Source organism: Kitasatospora sp. NPDC050543, from assembly GCF_044457565.1.
GTDB lineage: Bacteria > Actinomycetota > Actinomycetes > Streptomycetales > Streptomycetaceae > Kitasatospora.
Genome location: NZ_JBITGZ010000004.1, coordinates 64365 through 79014, shown reverse-complemented (window position 1 = coordinate 79014; position 14650 = coordinate 64365). Strand labels below are relative to the sequence as shown.

Genomic DNA, 14650 nt, shown 5'->3' with positions numbered 1-14650 from the left:
GGACAGGGATCGCGTCAGCGGCAGACTGGCTCCATGGCCACCGACACAGACCCCAAGTCAGACCTGCGCGTCTACCTGCAGGATGCCCGCGACGCCCTGTTGTGGAAGCTCGAAGGGTTGTCGGAGTACGACATCCGCCGGCCCATGACCCCGACCGGCACCAACCTGCTGGGGCTGGTCAAGCACGTGACCAGCGCCGAGGCGGTGTACTTCGGCGACGCCTTCGGGCGGCCGTTCGACGCACCGCCGCTCTGGATCGCCGGCGACGCCGAGCCCAACTCGGACCTGTGGGCGGTGCCCGGCGAGACGCGTGAGCAGATCGTGGGGCTGTACCGCGAGGTGTGGGCCCACTCGGACGCGACGATCGCCGCACTGCCGCTGGACGCGGTCGGCCGGGTGCCCTGGGGGAAGCGGAGCGAGGTGACGCTGCACCGGACGCTCGTCCACATGATCGCCGAGACCGACCGGCATGCCGGACATGCCGATATCGTCCGGGAGCTCATCGACGGGACGGCGGGCCTGCGGGAGGAGAGTGACGACCTGGCGCCCGGCGACCCGTCATGGTGGGAGAACCACCGCCGCCGACTGGAGCGCGCAGCGCGGGAGGCCGACCAGGGCGCGTAGGAGCGAGGCGGCCTGCGCCGGTGGCGGTCGCCCCCCTTGGAGGCGGGGCCGCCGCGCAGGTCTCCTGAACCATCTCCCGGCCCGTCATCAGCGCCTCCCGCTCCAGCCCCGGCAGCGCTCTCCTCCGCCCCAGCACGCTGAACAGCGGCGCGCCGGGCTGCTCAGGCGGCGCCGTCGAGCAGCCGGGCCCGGCCGGCCGCCAGCACCGGTGCGACCGCCCGACGGAAGGCCGGGCGGTCGGCGCCGTACGCGGCGCTCATCGCCCTCAGCCACCACACCGCGATCACGGTCTCCCGGTCGACCGGATCCTTCACCGGCCCGAGTTCGGCGTGGAAGGCCGCCCGCTGATCGGGCGTCAGCGCCGCCTCGATGCCGTTGATGCTGCGCGGCACGCGCAGCGCCCCGGGCTCCACCGTCGCGGTCATCGCCACCCCTCCCTCGTTCGCTGCTCCGACCGTACCGGGGTCGGCGCCCCGGGTCACGGCCCTGCCGCCCGGTCCGGTCCGGCGCGGCACCCGCCGCCCGCGGCTCCACGGAGCCGCGGGCGGGCTCAGCAGTACGAGGCAGGCGTGCGGCCGGGCCTCCCCTCCTGGCCAGGGCGGATGCTCAGCTGCTCTCGGGGGCGGGATCACGGGCGGGGTGACGCACACCTCGCCGAGCCATGCCCAGTACCGTCCGACGTTCCCGGCCGGCACGAAGCGGGCCTCCTCGATGGCGTGGTGGCGCTGCGGGTCACGCGGGTCGGGGCTCTCGGAGCAGAGGATCGCCGGCAGCCGTTCGAGGCCCGGGTAGGGCGGCGGGCCCGGCGGGGGCGTGGGCTCCCCTCCCACAGGCCTTGCAGCAGGCCCGCGAGTTCCGGCCCGCGTGGACCCGATGGAGGCCGTTCGCCACCGCCTCGACCGTCTCCCGGGTGGCGGCCTCGCCTCCGGCGGCCACCGGGTGTCCCGAGCGGGCCCGGGGCCCGGCGCGCGGCACGGCCGGGGAACCGCGCGCGGTGTCTCGTCGTCCGAGGCAGCAGGGCGCATGCCGTACCTTGGGCGGCTGCCGCAGTGATCGACGAACCGACCCGGGAGGCCGACAGCCGTGTCCCACTACGACCCGTACGGTGTGCCGCAGCAGGCCGGTCCGCCGAAGTGGCCCGGGCGGGCCTGGTGGTGGCTGCCCGAGCAGGAGCGCCGGCGTCGCAAGCGGCAGCAGCACGCCTGGCAGGAGCACCGGCGGCGGAACAAGAAGCGCGACAACGACTGCTGCGACGGGTGCGAGTGCCTGGGCGAGCTGGCCGATCCCTGCATGATCGCGCTGATCCCGGTCATGCTGGCGTCCGCGCTGAAGTCGGCCGCCGGCGCCCTCTCCGGCCGGCGCACCGGCCGGGTGGCGGACCCGGCGGCGCCTCCACCGCAGGGCGCCGTCGCGGCGGGGATGTACGGGGCGGTGCACTACTACCGCTCGCGGATCAGCCCCACCCGGCGCGCCTGCTGCCCGTACACGCCGTCCTGCTCGACCTACGCGGTCCAGGCGCTGCACCGCCACGGCGCGCTGCGCGGTGCCCGGCTGACGGCGGGTCGCCTGCTGCGCTGCCGCCCGGGCACCGGCGGCGGATCCGATCCGGTGCCGGGGCGCTGAGCGCCGGCCGGGCCGGCGTACGCCGCCGGCGCCGGGCGGCTAGGGCGCCGGCACGGTCACGGCCGGGTCGGCGGCGCGGCCGTGGTCGAGGGTGATCAGGTCGTCCGTGTGGTCGGTGACCAGGGGGAGGTCGTGGCTGATGAGTGCGATCGCCAGGCCCCGGTCGGCCCGCAGGCCCGCCAACAGGGTCATGATGCCGGCGGCCGTCCCGGCGTCGAGGGCCGAGGTGACCTCGTCGCAGAGCAGCACGTCGGGTTCGGCCGCCAGCGCGCGGGCGATGGAGACGCGCTGGCGCTGCCCGCCGGAGAGCTCGTGGGGGTAGCGCGCGGCGAAGTCGGCCGGCAGGTCGACGGCGGCCAGGAGTTCGGCGACCCGGTCGGCGACCCGGCTGCGCGGGGTGGCGAAGTGCAGCCGTAGCGGTCGGGTGAGAGTGGCGCCGACCGTACGGGCGGGGTTGAGCGCGCCCAGCGGGTTCTGCGGGACGAGCTGGATACGGCGGCGCTGGTCGCGGGTGCGGCGGCGGTGCGAGTCCGCGAGGGGGGTGCCGTCGAGGGTCAGGGTGCCGGTGGTGGCGGGGTGCAGGCCGGCCAGGACGCGGACCAGGGTGGTCTTGCCGGAGCCGGAGGGGCCGATGATGCCGGTGCAGCCGCCGGGGTGCAGGTCGAGGTCGAGGTCGGTGAGCACCTCGCGCCGCTCACGCCCGCCGCCGACCCGGGCGCTGACACCGCGTGCGCTCAGCGCGGCGCCGGCCGGCCGAGCGGGTGGCGGACCGGGCCGCGGACGCGTGCGCGGGTGCGCGACCAGCGCGCCGGACGCGGTGAGCGCCGGGGCGCCGACCGGCTCGGAGGCGGCGGCCGGGTGCAGGACCAGTGTGTCGTCGGCGCAGCGCTCGACGAGGTCCGGGTCGTGGCTGGAGAGCGCGATGGCGAGGCCGTGCCGGTCGGCGAGTTCGCGTAGCAGGTCGGCGATCTCGGTGCGCAGGGCGGGGTCGAGGCCGGCGGTGGGCTCGTCGAGCAGCAGCACGTCCGGGCGGCGGGCGAGGGCCCGGGCGAGCGCCACCCGGCGCTGCTGGCCGCCGGAGAGCGCGGTGGGGCGGCGGCGTTCGATCGCCTCTTCGGTGGGGAGGCGGACCTGGGCGAGCAGCTCGCGCAGCGCGGCGCGGGAGCGGTCGGTGGCCGTCTCGGTGATCAGGCGGTCGACCCGCATCCGGGGGTTGAGGCCGGAGCCCGGGTCCTGGCCGAGGTAGGCCAGGTGGCGGCGGCGCAGTTCGCGCAGCTCGCCGGCCGCGAGGGCGGGTGCGCCGTGGCCGAGGAGCTCACGGCCGAGGACGTGGACGGTGCCGCCGGTGACGGCGGCGTCCGGTGGCAGGGCGCCGGCGATAGCCCGGAGCAGGGTGGTCTTGCCGGCGCCGGAGGGCCCGGTGACGGCCTGGATCCGGCCCGGGGTCAGGGTGAGCGAGGCGTCGGCGAGCAGCGGTGTGCCGCTGGTCAGGGCGATGGAGAGTCCGGTGACCCGGGCGGTGGGGTCGGTGGGGGTCACAGTGCGCTCTCCGGGGTGGGCCGGGCAGGTGCGAGGGCTTCGGCCGCGAGGTTGACGCTGACGGCGAGCAGGCCGATGGCGAGGCAGGGGGCGCCGACGGCCCACGGGTCGAGCATGATGCCGGGCGCGTTCTCGCGGATCATCAGGGCCCAGTCGGCCTCGGGCGGCTGGGGGCCGAGCTGGAGGAAGGCGGCGATGGAGACGATGTAGACGCCCTCCACGAAGCGCAGTCCGAACAGCGCGAGCAGGGTGGCGCGGAGGTTGGGCAGCACCTCGCGGGCCATCAGGTACCAGAGGCGTTCGCCTCCCGCGGCGGCCGTCTCGACGTAGCCGGTCGCGGCGATCGGCGCGGCTGCGGCGGCGACGATCCGCACGGCGTAGGGGATGCCGAGGACGGTGGCCGCGGCGCCGACGGCCAGGCGGCCCCCGGCGGGCCAGGCAAGCGCGACGAGCATGATGCCGAGGACGGCCGGCAGCAGGATCACCAGGTCGGCGGTGCGTTCGACCCAGCGGCCCAGGCGTGGGCGCAGCGCGGCGAGGATGCCGATCGCGGTGGCGGCCGTGGTGACCGCCAGGGCGATGCCGAGCGCGGTGGCGATCAGGGGCGCGCCGCCGGACAGCAGGCGGCTGAGGACGTCTCGACCGAGCAGGTCGCCGCCGAGGAGCGCGGTGTCGTCGGCGCCGGCGTACGGGAAGGTGAGCGGCTGGTCGATGGCGTGCGGGGCCAGCAGCGGCCCGGCGAGGGCCAGGACCAGCAGGAGCAGGGCGGGCAGCACCCGGGTGAGGGCGCGGGTGCGGCGGCGGCGTGGCCGGAGGGTCTTGACGGTCATGTGCGCTCTCCCAGGGTGTGCTCTCCCAGGGCGTGCTCGCGTACGAGGTCGGCCAGGAGCAGGAGCGCGCTGATCGCGGCTCCGCCGGCGGCCACGACGCCGGCCACGAGCGGGGTGTCGCGGTCGGAGATGGCGCCGGAGAGCACGGCGCCGATGCCGGGGTAGTTGAAGAGGGTCTCGACGACGACGGCGCCGCCGAGCAGCATGCCGGCCGAGGTGGCGGTGCCCACCGCGATGGCGGGCAGTGCGCCGGGCAGCATGTGGTGGCTGAGGATGCGCCGGCGTGGCAGGCCGTCCAGGATCGCGGCCTGGACGTGCGGCAGGGCGGCCTGGTCGGCGAGGGCGCCGCGCACGATCCGGGTGTTCCAGCCGATCTGCGGGATGGCCAGGGCGAGCAGCGGCAGGACGAGCATGTCCCAGGAGGCGGGGGCGCCGTCGGGGCCGGTGAGGGTGACGGCGGGCAGCCAGCCGGTCCAGAGTGAGAGCACCAGGAGCAGCGCGACGGAGATGACGAACTCGGGCAGCGCGAAGGCGGCGGTGCAGAGCGTGGCGATCGTCCGGTCGGTGCGCCCGCCCGGGCGCAGGGTGGCCCAGCAGCCGAGGGCGAGCGCGCCGGTGATGCTGACGACGAGGGCGAGGGTGCCGAGCAGCAGGGTGTTGGGGAACGGGCCGGCCAGCACGGTGGTGACGGGCTGTCCGTGCGCGGTGGTGCCGAGGTCGCCGGTGGGCAGGCCGGTCATCCAGTCCCAGAACCGTTCGGCGAGCGGCCGGTCCAGGCCGAGCGCGGTGCGGCGGGCGGCCATGTCGGCGGCGCTCTCGCCGCGTTCGGAGGTGGTGTTCGCGGCGTCGCCGGGCAGCAGCTCGATCGCGGCGAAGACGGTTGCCAGTAGCAGGACGAGCATGCCCAGGCGCCTGAGCGCGAGCCGGCCGGCCCGGCCCGGCCCCCGAAGGAGGCGGGCCGGGCCGGTGGCGGCCGGCGGTGCGCCGGCCACCGCGGCGCGCTGAGCCGGGGTCAACGGGCCAGCCAGGTCTTCTCGAGCTGGACGCGCCCGTACCCGGGCAGGGTGGGCAGGCTGCGCACTGCGGAGCCGGCGAGGTCGATGCCGTCGGCCATGCCCCACAGGAGGTAGCCGGACCTGACCTGCTCGATCTCCTGGAGCTGGTGCAGGGCCTTGGCGCGTCCGGCGGTGTCGGCGGCGCCGATCGCCTTGCGGTAGGCCTCGTCGAAGGCGGGTTCCTTCCAGGCGGTCTCGTTCATGCCGGCCTCGGAGACCATGGTCTTGGAGGCGAGGAAGACGACGGAGTCGTTGGTGCCCCAGTACGTGGTGTAGAGCGGGGCCTTGAGCCAGGTGGCGTCCCAGAAGACCTTGGAGTCCTGCTTGACCACGTTGATCTTCACCCCGGCCTCGCGTACCTGGGTGGCGAAGAGGGTGGCCGACTCGGCGAGGCCGGAGATGTCCTCGCTGGTGACGAGGTCGTAGGTCTTGGCGGTGTCGAATCCGGCCTCGGCGAGCAGTTGCTTGGCCCTGTCGAGGTCGCGGCGGCGCTGCGGGATGTCCTTGGCGAAGGCGGGGTCGCCGGTGCCGAGGATGTCGTTGCCGACGCTCCCGTAGCCGGACAGGACCTGCTTGACCATGGCATCGCGGTCCACGGCCAGGCGCAGTGCCTCGCGGACCTTGGGGTCGGCGAAGGGGCCGTCGGCGGTGCGCATCACGATGGGCATCGCCATGTCGTTGGGGCGGCGCAGGATCTGGATGTCCTTGCGGGCCTCGGCGGTGCGGGCGGCGACGGCGCCGACGTTGGAGGCGACGTCGATCTGGCCGGCGAGCAGGGCGTTGGCCATCGCCTGGGGGCTCTCGAAGATCCGTACCTCGATGGCGTCGAGCAGCACCTTGCCGCCGTGCCAGTCGTCGTTGCGGACCAGCCGGGCGTTGCCGTCGCGGAACCAGTCGAGCTTGAAGGGTCCGGTGCCGGGGGCCGAGCCGACCGCGTCGTCCTTGGTGTCCTTCTTCAGGACGAAGGTGGTCAGGCGGGTGAGCAGGGGCAGTTCGGCGTTGGCGTAGTCGGAGACGAGGACGACGGTCCTGGCGTCCTCGGCGGTGATGCCCTCGGGCTGGATGCCCGGCAGGCGGGAGGCGCCGGCGGGGGTGGCGCGCAGTCGCTTGAGCGACCAGACCACGTCGTCGGCGGTGACGGGCGTGCCGTCGTGGAACTTCGCGCCGTCGGCGAGTGTGAAGCGCCAGGTCTTCAGGTCCTCGGACGGCTTCCAGCTGGCGGCGAGGCGGGGGGCCGTGTTGGTCTTCTCGCCGGGTGCGGTGAGGGTGTCGTGGAGCAGGCTGATGACGAGGTAGTCGCTCTCATTGGCCTGGGAGCCGTGCGGGTCGCGGGTGACGGCGGACGCCTTGCCGAGCGCGCCGACCTTCAACGTGCCGCCGGCGCGCGGCTGCCGGCCCGCGGCGGCGGTGCCTGCGGCGTCCTTGGAGCCGCCGTCCTTGCCGCTGCTGCAGGCCGCGAGCGCACCGGCCGCCCCGATCCCGGCACCGGCCCACAGCAGCTGTCGTCTGGTGACGCTCACGTCGTTCCTCTTTCCGGTGGAGCAGAAGTTGCTTAGGGTTGCCTATCCTAAAAATGATGGTCATTGCAAGCTTCTCGCGACATCCGGGGCCGGTGGCAGTGTCGGCCGACGCACAGTCAATTTGCTCTGACGGCAGGGAATTGCGGCTAGCGGGCGGCCGTTCGTGCACACTCCCGGAAGATATCGATACGGACACGGGCGGCCACCTCAGGTAAGCCTTGCCTTACCGATTTGTGGTTGCTACGTTTCGGTCGTCGCCCGGCAGTCAGAGCCGCACCGGGCCGGCCTCACCCCCGTCCTCGCCTGTTCCCGGGCCGCGTCCGCCGCGAGCCCGCGCTGCGTCCTGCCCACCCGCAACGGAAGGTGCCCCGTGCCCACCGCCCCTGCCCCGGTACGCCGGCTCGACGCCGGCTCCATCGAGGAGCTCACCACCACCGCGGCCAAGCTGCTGGCTTTCCACGGCACCGCCACCAGCCCCGCCCTGCTCGCCGACCTGCCGCTGGCCTGCTCCCAGCTCAGCGAATCGCTGCGCACGGCGCTGCGCCCGGTCGACACCGCCGACGGCCTGTTCGTCCTGCGCGGGCTCCAGGTCGACGACACCCGGCTGGGCGCCACCCCCGGGCACTGGTCCACGGCCGGCGGGTCCGGCGCCGTCTGGGACGTCGTGCTGCTGCTCGTGTCCGGTCTGATGGGCACTCCGATCGCCTGGGACGGCCAGCAGGAGGGCCGGTTCGTGCACAACATCGTCCCCTCGCCCGGACACGAGAGCGTCCAGACCGGCGCCAGCAGCAGCGTCCTGCTCACCCCGCACACCGAGGACGCCTTCCACCCCGGCCGCGCCCACCTGCTGCTGCTCTGCTGCATGCGCAACCAGGACAACATCGCCACCACCGCCGCCAGCATCCGCCGGACCGAACTGGCCGACGAGGACATCGCCCAGCTGACCCGCCCGGTCGTGCCGATCCTCCCCGACGACGCCTACGAGGACGCCCAGCAGTTCGAGGGCAGGCCGGCACCGGTGCCGACCCTGTTCGCCGCCGAGGACGGCCTCACGCTGCGCTTCGACCCCGCCTACACCCCGCTCGACGAGGCGGATGAGGCCTGGCGCGCCGCGTACGGCCGCCTGGAGGACCAACTCGCCCGCGTCTCGGTCGCGGTGAGCCTTGAGCCCGGCGACGTACTGGTGGTCGACAACGACCTGGTGGTGCACGGCCGGGTGCCGTTCACGGCCCGGTACGACGGCACCGACCGCTGGCTCAAGCGGGCCTCGGTCCGGGTGCCCGGCCGCCGCAGCCGCCCCGACGCCGAGGCCGCCGAGCACGGCTACGGCCAGGCCGCCCTCGAAGCCTGGAACGCCTGAACCGGACGCTCGCCCCCACCCGCCCGCCCCCGAAGGGACACCCCCGATGGCACCCCAGGATCCCGCGATACCCCACGACGGCACCCTGCGCGTCCTGAGCACCAGCGACCTCGCCGACATCGACATCACCCTCGCCGACGTCGTGGACACCGTCGAGCAGGCCTACCGCACGCTCGCCGACGGCCGGTCGGACAACCCGCGCAAACTCACCGTCAAGCCCACCGACGGCCACTCCGTCGCGTACGCGATGCTGGGGCGCGACGGCGAGCGCAACGTCGTCGCCATCAAGACCTCCTTCAAGCACGGCCTGCACGAGAGCCGCGAGCAGCAGCACTACTACACCACGCTCAGCATCTACGACGACGTCACCGGTCTGCCGGTGGCGATGATGGACTGCGGCCGGATCGGCTCGCTGCGCACCCCCGCCGTCTCCGCCCTGCTGGCCCGCGAGTGCGCCTCTCCCGAGGCCGGCACCGCGCTGGTGATCGGCACCGGCACCCAGGGGCGGCTGGCACTGCCGTTCCTGCTCACCACCCTGCCGCAGCTGGACCGGCTGATGCTCTCGGGCACCCACCCGGAGGGGACGGCAGCCGTCCGCGCGCAGCTCGACCGGTACTTCCCCGGGCGCGAGGTCGAGCTGGTCACCGACCTGGAGCAGGCCGCGCGCGACGCCGACGTCGTCGTCGCGACCGCCGGCGGGCACACCACCGCCGCCGTCGAGGCCCACTGGCTGCGGCCCGGCGCCGTGTCGATCCTGGTCGGCCACGGCCTGGCCCCCTCCACCCTGCACCGGGCCGACCGGGTGATCGCCACCAGCGAGGCCCAGATGCAGGTCACCGGGACCGACATGGCCGACGCCGACGGCAGGCTGCCGGCGGTCGACGTGGAGCTGCCCGCCGTCCTCTCCGGCGCCGCGAGCGCCCGTACGTCCCCGGCCCAGCGGATCTTCGCCTACAACAGCGGACTGGTCGTCACCGACATCGCCCTGGGCCACCGCTTCGCCCAGCTCGCCGCCGCGCAGGGGCTGGGCACCGAGGTCGCGCTGTGGCGCTGACCCTCCCCGCCCACCCCGATCCGGTGCATGACGAGATCCTCGGCAGCGGCCTGCTCCAGGACCTCTCGTACGCCTTCGGCGCCCCGTTCCACTTCCTGCGACCCGAGCGCTTCGACGCCAACCTCGCCGCCTTCCGCGCCGCGCTCACCGAGGCCGGCGTCGAGGGCCGGGTGTACTTCGCCAAGAAGGCCAACAAGGCCGCCGCGTTCATCGAACGCTGCGCGGCCACCGGCACGGGCGTGGACGTGGCAAGTCACGGCGAGCTGCGCGAGGCGCTCGGCCATGGCGTCCGCGGTGAGGACCTCGTCGTCACCGGCCCCGCCAAGGCCGGCCAACTGCTGCGGGTCGCCGCCCTGCAGGGCGCGCTGATCGCCGTGGACTCCCCCGACGAGCTCGAACGCATCCTGCGCCTCGACTCCCCCCGGCCGGTCCGGATCCTGCTGCGCCGCCACCCGCCGGCGCAGCCGAACAGCCGCTTCGGCCTGGACGACGCCCACCTGGACGCCGCCCTGCTGCGCTGCGCGGACGCCGGCGACCGGATCCGGATGGAGGGTTTCAGCTTCCACCTCTCCGGCTACGCGGTGCAGCCGCGCGCCGACCTGGCGGGCGAGCTGGTCGACCTCTGCGTCAAGGCCCGGAACCTCGGGCTGCCGGCCGACCGGATCAGCATCGGCGGCGGCTTCGCCGTCGACTACGCCGGCGCCGGGGACTGGCAGGCCTTCCTCGCCGCCCAGGGGCCGGCCGACTACCACGCGGGCAAGACCTTCGCCGCCGGTGACTTCTACCCGTACCACTCCCCCGTGGCCGGCGCCGACGCGCTGCGGGCCGTCCTCGCCGCCCGCCCGCACGGGGTCGGCGGCCCCCTCGCCGCACGGCTGCGCGAGGCCGGGGTGACGCTCCTCCTGGAGCCGGGCCGCGCCCTGCTGGACGGCGCCGGATCCTCGGTCTTCCGCGTCCAGGGCGTCAAGGACCGACAGGGTGTCAAGGACCGTGCCGGGTACGGCATCGTCACGGTGGACGGCACCAGCCTGAGCCTGTCCGAGCAGTGGTTCAACAGCGAGTACCTGCCGGACCCCGTCCTGCTCACCGCCGGCCGCGCGGACGACGGGCTGCCGGGCCGGGCGGCCGGCGACGGCGACGCGCAGCCGTACCGGGCCTGCGTGGGCGGGGCCAGCTGTCTGGACTCCGACCTGCTGACCTGGCGCAAGATCGCCTTCCCGGTCCGCCCCCTTGCCGGGGACCTGCTGGTCTACCCCAACACGGCGGGCTACCAGATGGACTCCAACGAGTCCCCCTTCCATGACCTCCCGCTGCCGGCCAAGGTCGTCCTCCAGCAGGAGGACGGGCGCCTGCGCTGGCGGCTGGACCACCGCCCCGCCTGCTGACCCCCCGCCGCTCCACCCGCGGCCTTGTGCCCCACCGCCCCACCGCCCCACCGCTGCCCCGCAAGGAGCCCCCCATGACCGACGCCCTGGTCCGCCCCCCGGTGGTCACCCGGATATCCGACCTCATCGGCTACACCCCGCTGTTCGAGCTGTGCCGCGCCGACAACGGAGCCCGGCTGCTGCTCAAGCTGGAGATGTACAACCCCACCGGCAGCGCGAAGATCCGGATGGCCCGTCAGATGGTGCTCGACGCCGAGGAGCGCGGCGAGCTGCGCGCCGGCGGGCACATCATCGAATCCACCTCCGGCAACACGGGCCTCGGACTCGCCGTCGTCGCCGCCGAGCGCGGCTACCGCTTCACAGCGGTCGTCGACAACCACGCCGCCGCCGACAAGCTGCGCGGCATGAAGGCCATGGGCACGGAGCTGGTCCACGTCGCCGAGAACGGCGGCGAGGAGCTCAACACCGCCGCCCGTGAGGAACTCGCCGAGGAGATGGCGCGGGGCAAGGACAACACCTTCTTCACCGAGCAGCACAACAACCCCAGCAACGCCGTCGGCTACTACCCCGTCGGCCGGGAGATCGCCCAGGCCCTCGACAACCGGGTCGACGTGTTCATCGGCGCGGTCGGCACCGGCGGCGGCCTGTGCGGCACCGCACTGGAGCTCAGGAAGAGCGTCCCGGACGTCACCGTCATCGGCGTCGAGCCCAAGGGCTCCATCGCCTTCGGCCCGCCGGCCCACGACTACTACCAGTCCGGCACCGGGACCCCCGAGGGCGCCACCCTCGGCCTGCTGGTCGACTTCGACCTCATCGACGAGGGTGTGAAGGTCGGCGACGTCGAGGCGTTCGCCACCGCCCGCGTCGTGGCCCGTCGTACCGGTCTGCTGATCGGCGGCTCGGCCGGCGGCGTCGTGCACGAGGCCCTGGCCAGGCTTCAGACCCTGGCCCCCGACGCCGTTATGGTCGCCTTCGTCAACGACGGCGGGGAGAAGTACCTGGACACCGTCTTCAACGACGACTGGATGAACGCCCGCAACCTCATCGACACCGCCGTCGAGGCCGAGATCGACGAGACCCTCAGCAAGCTCCGCAGGCCGTGACCCGCGGGCGCCGCACCGCAGTGACCCACAAGCAGGGAACCGTGAAACCACCATGCAGCAGCTGACCACCCTGGCCCGGGACAGCCGCGCGCTCGCCGCGCTCGCCGTCCCGCTCGCCCTCACCCAGCTCGCCCAGGTCGCCCTGACCACCACCGACACCGTGATGATGGGCGCCCTGAGCACCGAGGCACTGGCGGCCGGCGGGCTCGCCCTGGTGATCTTCAACCAGCTGCGCACCATGGGCGTGGGCCTCACCACCTCCGTCGGCAACCAGATCGCCGCGGCCGCCGCCCGCGCGGAGCGCGCCGACGCCGGCGGGCCGGACGGAACCGCAGGGCCGGGCGGCCCCGACGCGCCGGGCGGGCTGACCGCCGGTGCCGAGGCCGGCGCCGAGGTCCGGGCCCTGGTCCGCGCCGCCCTCGCCGTCGCGACCATCGCCGGTCTGGCCGGCGGCATCCTGATGATCCTCATCGGGCAGGCCGCGACCCTGCTCGGCCAGGACGCCGCCGTCGCCGACCGCGCCCAGCACATGCTCCTCGCACTGGCCCCGGGCCTGATCCCCTGCCTGTGGTTCCAGGCGATCCGGCAGTTCACCGTCGGTATGCGCCGCCCGCAGGCCCTGCTGCGGATCACCATCGCCTCCATCGCCGTCAACGCCGCCCTCAACTGGGCGTTCATCCACGGCACCTGGGGCGCCCCCGAGCTCGGCCTCACCGGCATCGGCGTCGCCACCAGCAGCGTCTACCTGTTCTCCTTCCTCGCCCTCCACGCCAGCGCCCGCCGCGACCCGCAGCTCGCCCCCCTGCTCAGCCTCGCCTTCTGGAAGGCCGACGCCGGGACGGTACGCAAGCTGCTCGGGCTCGGCACCCCGATCGCCGCCACCTACGGCTCGGAGGCCGGCTTCTTCTTCGTCACCGCCCTGCTGGCCGGCAGCTTCGGCCCCGCCGCCCTCGCCGCGCACACCGCCGTCAACCAGCTGATCTACATCGTCTTCCAGGTCACCGTCGGCCTCTCACACGCCGCGTCCATCAACGTCAGCCGCGAACTCGCACTCGGCGCGTACGACGCCGCCCGCCGGATCAAGAACACCGCCCTCGCCTGCGGTGGCGCGGTGATGGCCGTCGTCGGCATCGGCTACCTGGCGCTGCCCGACCTCGTGCTGAGCCCCTACTTCGACCCGGACACCCCGGCCGATCAGCAGGCCCTGCAGATCGCCTCCGGCCTGCTCGCCGTCGTCGCCGTCCTGCAGTTCTTCGACTGCGCGCAGAACATCGGCGTCGGCCTCCTGCGCGGCCTGGACGACACCGCCAGCGGCCTGCGCATCACCCTCGTCGGCTACTGGCTGGTCGGCCTGCCGGCCGCCTGGCTCCTCGCCTACCCGCTCGGCGGCGACACCCGTGGCCTGTGGTTCGGCCTGCTCATCGGCCTGGCCACCACCGCCGTGCTGCTGCTGCGCCGCTACGGCCACGCCCTCGGCGCCAGGGCCGCCGCGGCCGGCCACGCGGTGCCCGAGACGGCGACCGCGTAGCGACGCGGCAAGGGGGTGGTCCCGCGCCTTGCCGGGCGGGGCCACCCCCTGACGTCTGCCGCCGTGCCCCGGCCGGTCGGCCCGGTCGTCCTCGGTCAGATCTGCCGGTCGGGGTCGGAGAAGGTGAGGCCGCCGGCCGCCACCTCCCGACGGACGGTGCTGCGCGGCGCGGGGACGTCCTCACCGGGCGGCTGGCGGAAGTCCGCACCCTGCTCCACCGGCAGCGGCCGACGGCCACCGCCCGGGGCGGGGACGGGGGCGTCGGTGGCGGGCTCGGAGAAGCTGGGCAGCACGGGGCTGCGACGATCAGGGGTCATGATCGCCAGTGTGTCACCCCTGGCCGGGCGGCGTCCCACGGCCCCACCGCCCCGGAGCGGCAGGCGGCGCAGTGCGCGCCCCCGGTCGCCTCCCCTCCGGGCGACCGCGTGACCGGGCGACCGTGCCCGGCGCGGCCCGTCAGTCCCGGACGACCACATTGGTGTTCTGCAGTGCCGCGATCCACCACCGCCCGTCCCTCCTGACCACCGTGGCCGTCCCGTGGTTGGCGAAGAGCCGTTCAGGGGTGGTCATCTCCTGCCGGAACAGCACGACCGCGGCGTCTGCGCCCAGGAACCGGAGGTCGAGCGTGGTGAGGACCATCCGCCACTCACGCGCCGGGCCGCCGAGCCGCCTCAAGTGGTGGGCGTTCAGCTCGTCCCAGCCCCGGAGCACCGTGCCGTCGGGCACGACGACCATCGCGTCGGCGGCGAAGCCGCGGCCGAGCAGGGCCGCGTCCTTCCGGTCGAAGCCGGCCTCCACTCCCGCGAGGAGTTCGAGGATCGCCTCCCGGTCCTGCGGGTCGGCGGTGTGGTCCAGGACGTCCGGGCGCTTGGTCATCAGTACTCTCCGTCGGTGTTTCGGGGGTCCGGGTGTTTCGGATGCGTCGGAAGATCGATGACGCAACCGTAGAAGTTGAAGCTGACTTGATGTCAAGTTCCCGGCAGTGCAAGGACCGGAGGCTCCGAGGACGGATCGGTTCAGCCGCCGAAC

The 14650-nt window shown here is 74.2% G+C and carries 14 protein-coding genes; 7 read left to right on the top strand and 7 right to left on the bottom strand.

Annotated features, from left to right (window positions below):
* Nucleotides 1-33: 33 nt before the first annotated feature.
* A complete protein-coding gene (locus ACIBH3_RS06375; protein ID WP_396310745.1) occupies nt 34-624 on the top strand; it encodes a DinB family protein in 591 nt (196 codons plus the stop codon).
* Between the two features lie 161 nt (nt 625-785).
* Here the strand turns inward: ACIBH3_RS06375 and ACIBH3_RS06370 are convergent, their stop codons facing one another.
* A complete protein-coding gene (locus ACIBH3_RS06370; protein WP_396310744.1) occupies nt 786-1049 on the bottom strand; it encodes a hypothetical protein in 264 nt (87 codons plus the stop codon).
* Nucleotides 1050-1707: 658 nt separating this feature from the next.
* Here ACIBH3_RS06370 and yidD point away from each other — a divergent pair.
* A complete protein-coding gene (yidD, locus tag ACIBH3_RS06365) occupies nt 1708-2247 on the top strand; it encodes a membrane protein insertion efficiency factor YidD (protein ID WP_396310743.1) in 540 nt (179 codons plus the stop codon).
* A 39-nt stretch (nt 2248-2286) separates the two neighbouring features.
* On the opposite strand, the gene ACIBH3_RS06360 is transcribed toward yidD, so the two are convergent.
* From ACIBH3_RS06360 to ACIBH3_RS06345, 4 genes are read right to left on the bottom strand one after another with little or no spacing between them, the layout of a single operon-like run.
* Complete coding sequence (locus tag ACIBH3_RS06360; protein ID WP_396310742.1) at nt 2287-3786, bottom strand: ABC transporter ATP-binding protein; 1500 nt, start codon at nt 3784-3786, stop codon at nt 2287-2289.
* The gene (locus ACIBH3_RS06355; RefSeq protein ID WP_396310741.1) at nt 3783-4616 is read right to left on the bottom strand and encodes an ABC transporter permease subunit; all 834 of its coding nucleotides are present in this window, start codon (nt 4614-4616) and stop codon (nt 3783-3785) included. Before ACIBH3_RS06355 ends, ACIBH3_RS06360 begins: the two co-directional genes overlap by 4 nt.
* The gene (locus ACIBH3_RS06350; protein ID WP_396310971.1) at nt 4613-5644 is read right to left on the bottom strand and encodes an ABC transporter permease; all 1032 of its coding nucleotides are present in this window, start codon (nt 5642-5644) and stop codon (nt 4613-4615) included. Before ACIBH3_RS06350 ends, ACIBH3_RS06355 begins: the two co-directional genes overlap by 4 nt.
* Nucleotides 5629-7191, bottom strand: coding sequence for an ABC transporter substrate-binding protein (locus tag ACIBH3_RS06345; protein WP_396310740.1), 1563 nt, complete (start codon nt 7189-7191; stop codon nt 5629-5631). The genes ACIBH3_RS06350 and ACIBH3_RS06345 overlap by 16 nt, the downstream gene beginning before the upstream one ends.
* A 370-nt stretch (nt 7192-7561) precedes the next feature.
* On the opposite strand from ACIBH3_RS06345, the gene ACIBH3_RS06340 reads away from it, so the two are divergent.
* The 5 genes from ACIBH3_RS06340 (at nt 7562) to ACIBH3_RS06320 (ending at nt 13621) form a co-directional block, all read left to right on the top strand.
* On the top strand, nt 7562-8551 hold the full coding sequence (locus ACIBH3_RS06340) for a TauD/TfdA family dioxygenase (protein ID WP_396310739.1): 990 nt from the start codon (nt 7562-7564) through the stop codon (nt 8549-8551).
* Between the two features lie 46 nt (nt 8552-8597).
* Nucleotides 8598-9605 carry an ornithine cyclodeaminase family protein gene (locus ACIBH3_RS06335; RefSeq protein ID WP_396310738.1) on the top strand — a complete coding sequence of 336 codons (1008 nt, stop codon included), beginning with the start codon at nt 8598-8600 and terminating at the stop codon, nt 9603-9605.
* Nucleotides 9596-10990 (top strand): Y4yA family PLP-dependent enzyme, encoded by a 1395-nt coding sequence (locus ACIBH3_RS06330; RefSeq protein WP_396310737.1) that lies wholly within the window; start codon nt 9596-9598, stop codon nt 10988-10990. The genes ACIBH3_RS06335 and ACIBH3_RS06330 overlap by 10 nt, the downstream gene beginning before the upstream one ends.
* A 74-nt stretch (nt 10991-11064) precedes the next feature.
* Nucleotides 11065-12093 carry a cysteine synthase family protein gene (locus ACIBH3_RS06325; protein ID WP_396310736.1) on the top strand — a complete coding sequence of 343 codons (1029 nt, stop codon included), beginning with the start codon at nt 11065-11067 and terminating at the stop codon, nt 12091-12093.
* Between the two features lie 52 nt (nt 12094-12145).
* The gene (locus tag ACIBH3_RS06320) at nt 12146-13621 is read left to right on the top strand and encodes an MATE family efflux transporter (protein ID WP_396310735.1); all 1476 of its coding nucleotides are present in this window, start codon (nt 12146-12148) and stop codon (nt 13619-13621) included.
* Nucleotides 13622-13716: 95 nt separating this feature from the next.
* Here the strand turns inward: ACIBH3_RS06320 and ACIBH3_RS06315 are convergent, their stop codons facing one another.
* Entirely contained in the window at nt 13717-13938 is a 222-nt protein-coding gene (locus ACIBH3_RS06315; protein WP_396310734.1) for a hypothetical protein, read from the bottom strand.
* A gap of 139 nt (nt 13939-14077) precedes the next feature.
* Entirely contained in the window at nt 14078-14497 is a 420-nt protein-coding gene (locus tag ACIBH3_RS06310) for a YybH family protein (protein WP_396310733.1), read from the bottom strand.
* Nucleotides 14498-14650 lie beyond the last annotated feature (153 nt).

Coding starts and splice junctions, on each gene's coding strand:
- ACIBH3_RS06375 (WP_396310745.1), top strand. CDS start 34: ATGGCCACCGACACAGACCCCAAGTCAGACCTGCGCGTCTACCTGCAG.
- ACIBH3_RS06310 (WP_396310733.1), bottom strand. CDS start 14,497: ATGACCAAGCGCCCGGACGTCCTGGACCACACCGCCGACCCGCAGGAC.
- ACIBH3_RS06325 (WP_396310736.1), top strand. CDS start 11,065: ATGACCGACGCCCTGGTCCGCCCCCCGGTGGTCACCCGGATATCCGAC.
- ACIBH3_RS06315 (WP_396310734.1), bottom strand. CDS start 13,938: ATGACCCCTGATCGTCGCAGCCCCGTGCTGCCCAGCTTCTCCGAGCCC.
- ACIBH3_RS06335 (WP_396310738.1), top strand. CDS start 8,598: ATGGCACCCCAGGATCCCGCGATACCCCACGACGGCACCCTGCGCGTC.
- ACIBH3_RS06320 (WP_396310735.1), top strand. CDS start 12,146: ATGCAGCAGCTGACCACCCTGGCCCGGGACAGCCGCGCGCTCGCCGCG.
- ACIBH3_RS06355 (WP_396310741.1), bottom strand. CDS start 4,616: ATGACCGTCAAGACCCTCCGGCCACGCCGCCGCCGCACCCGCGCCCTC.
- ACIBH3_RS06370 (WP_396310744.1), bottom strand. CDS start 1,049: ATGACCGCGACGGTGGAGCCCGGGGCGCTGCGCGTGCCGCGCAGCATC.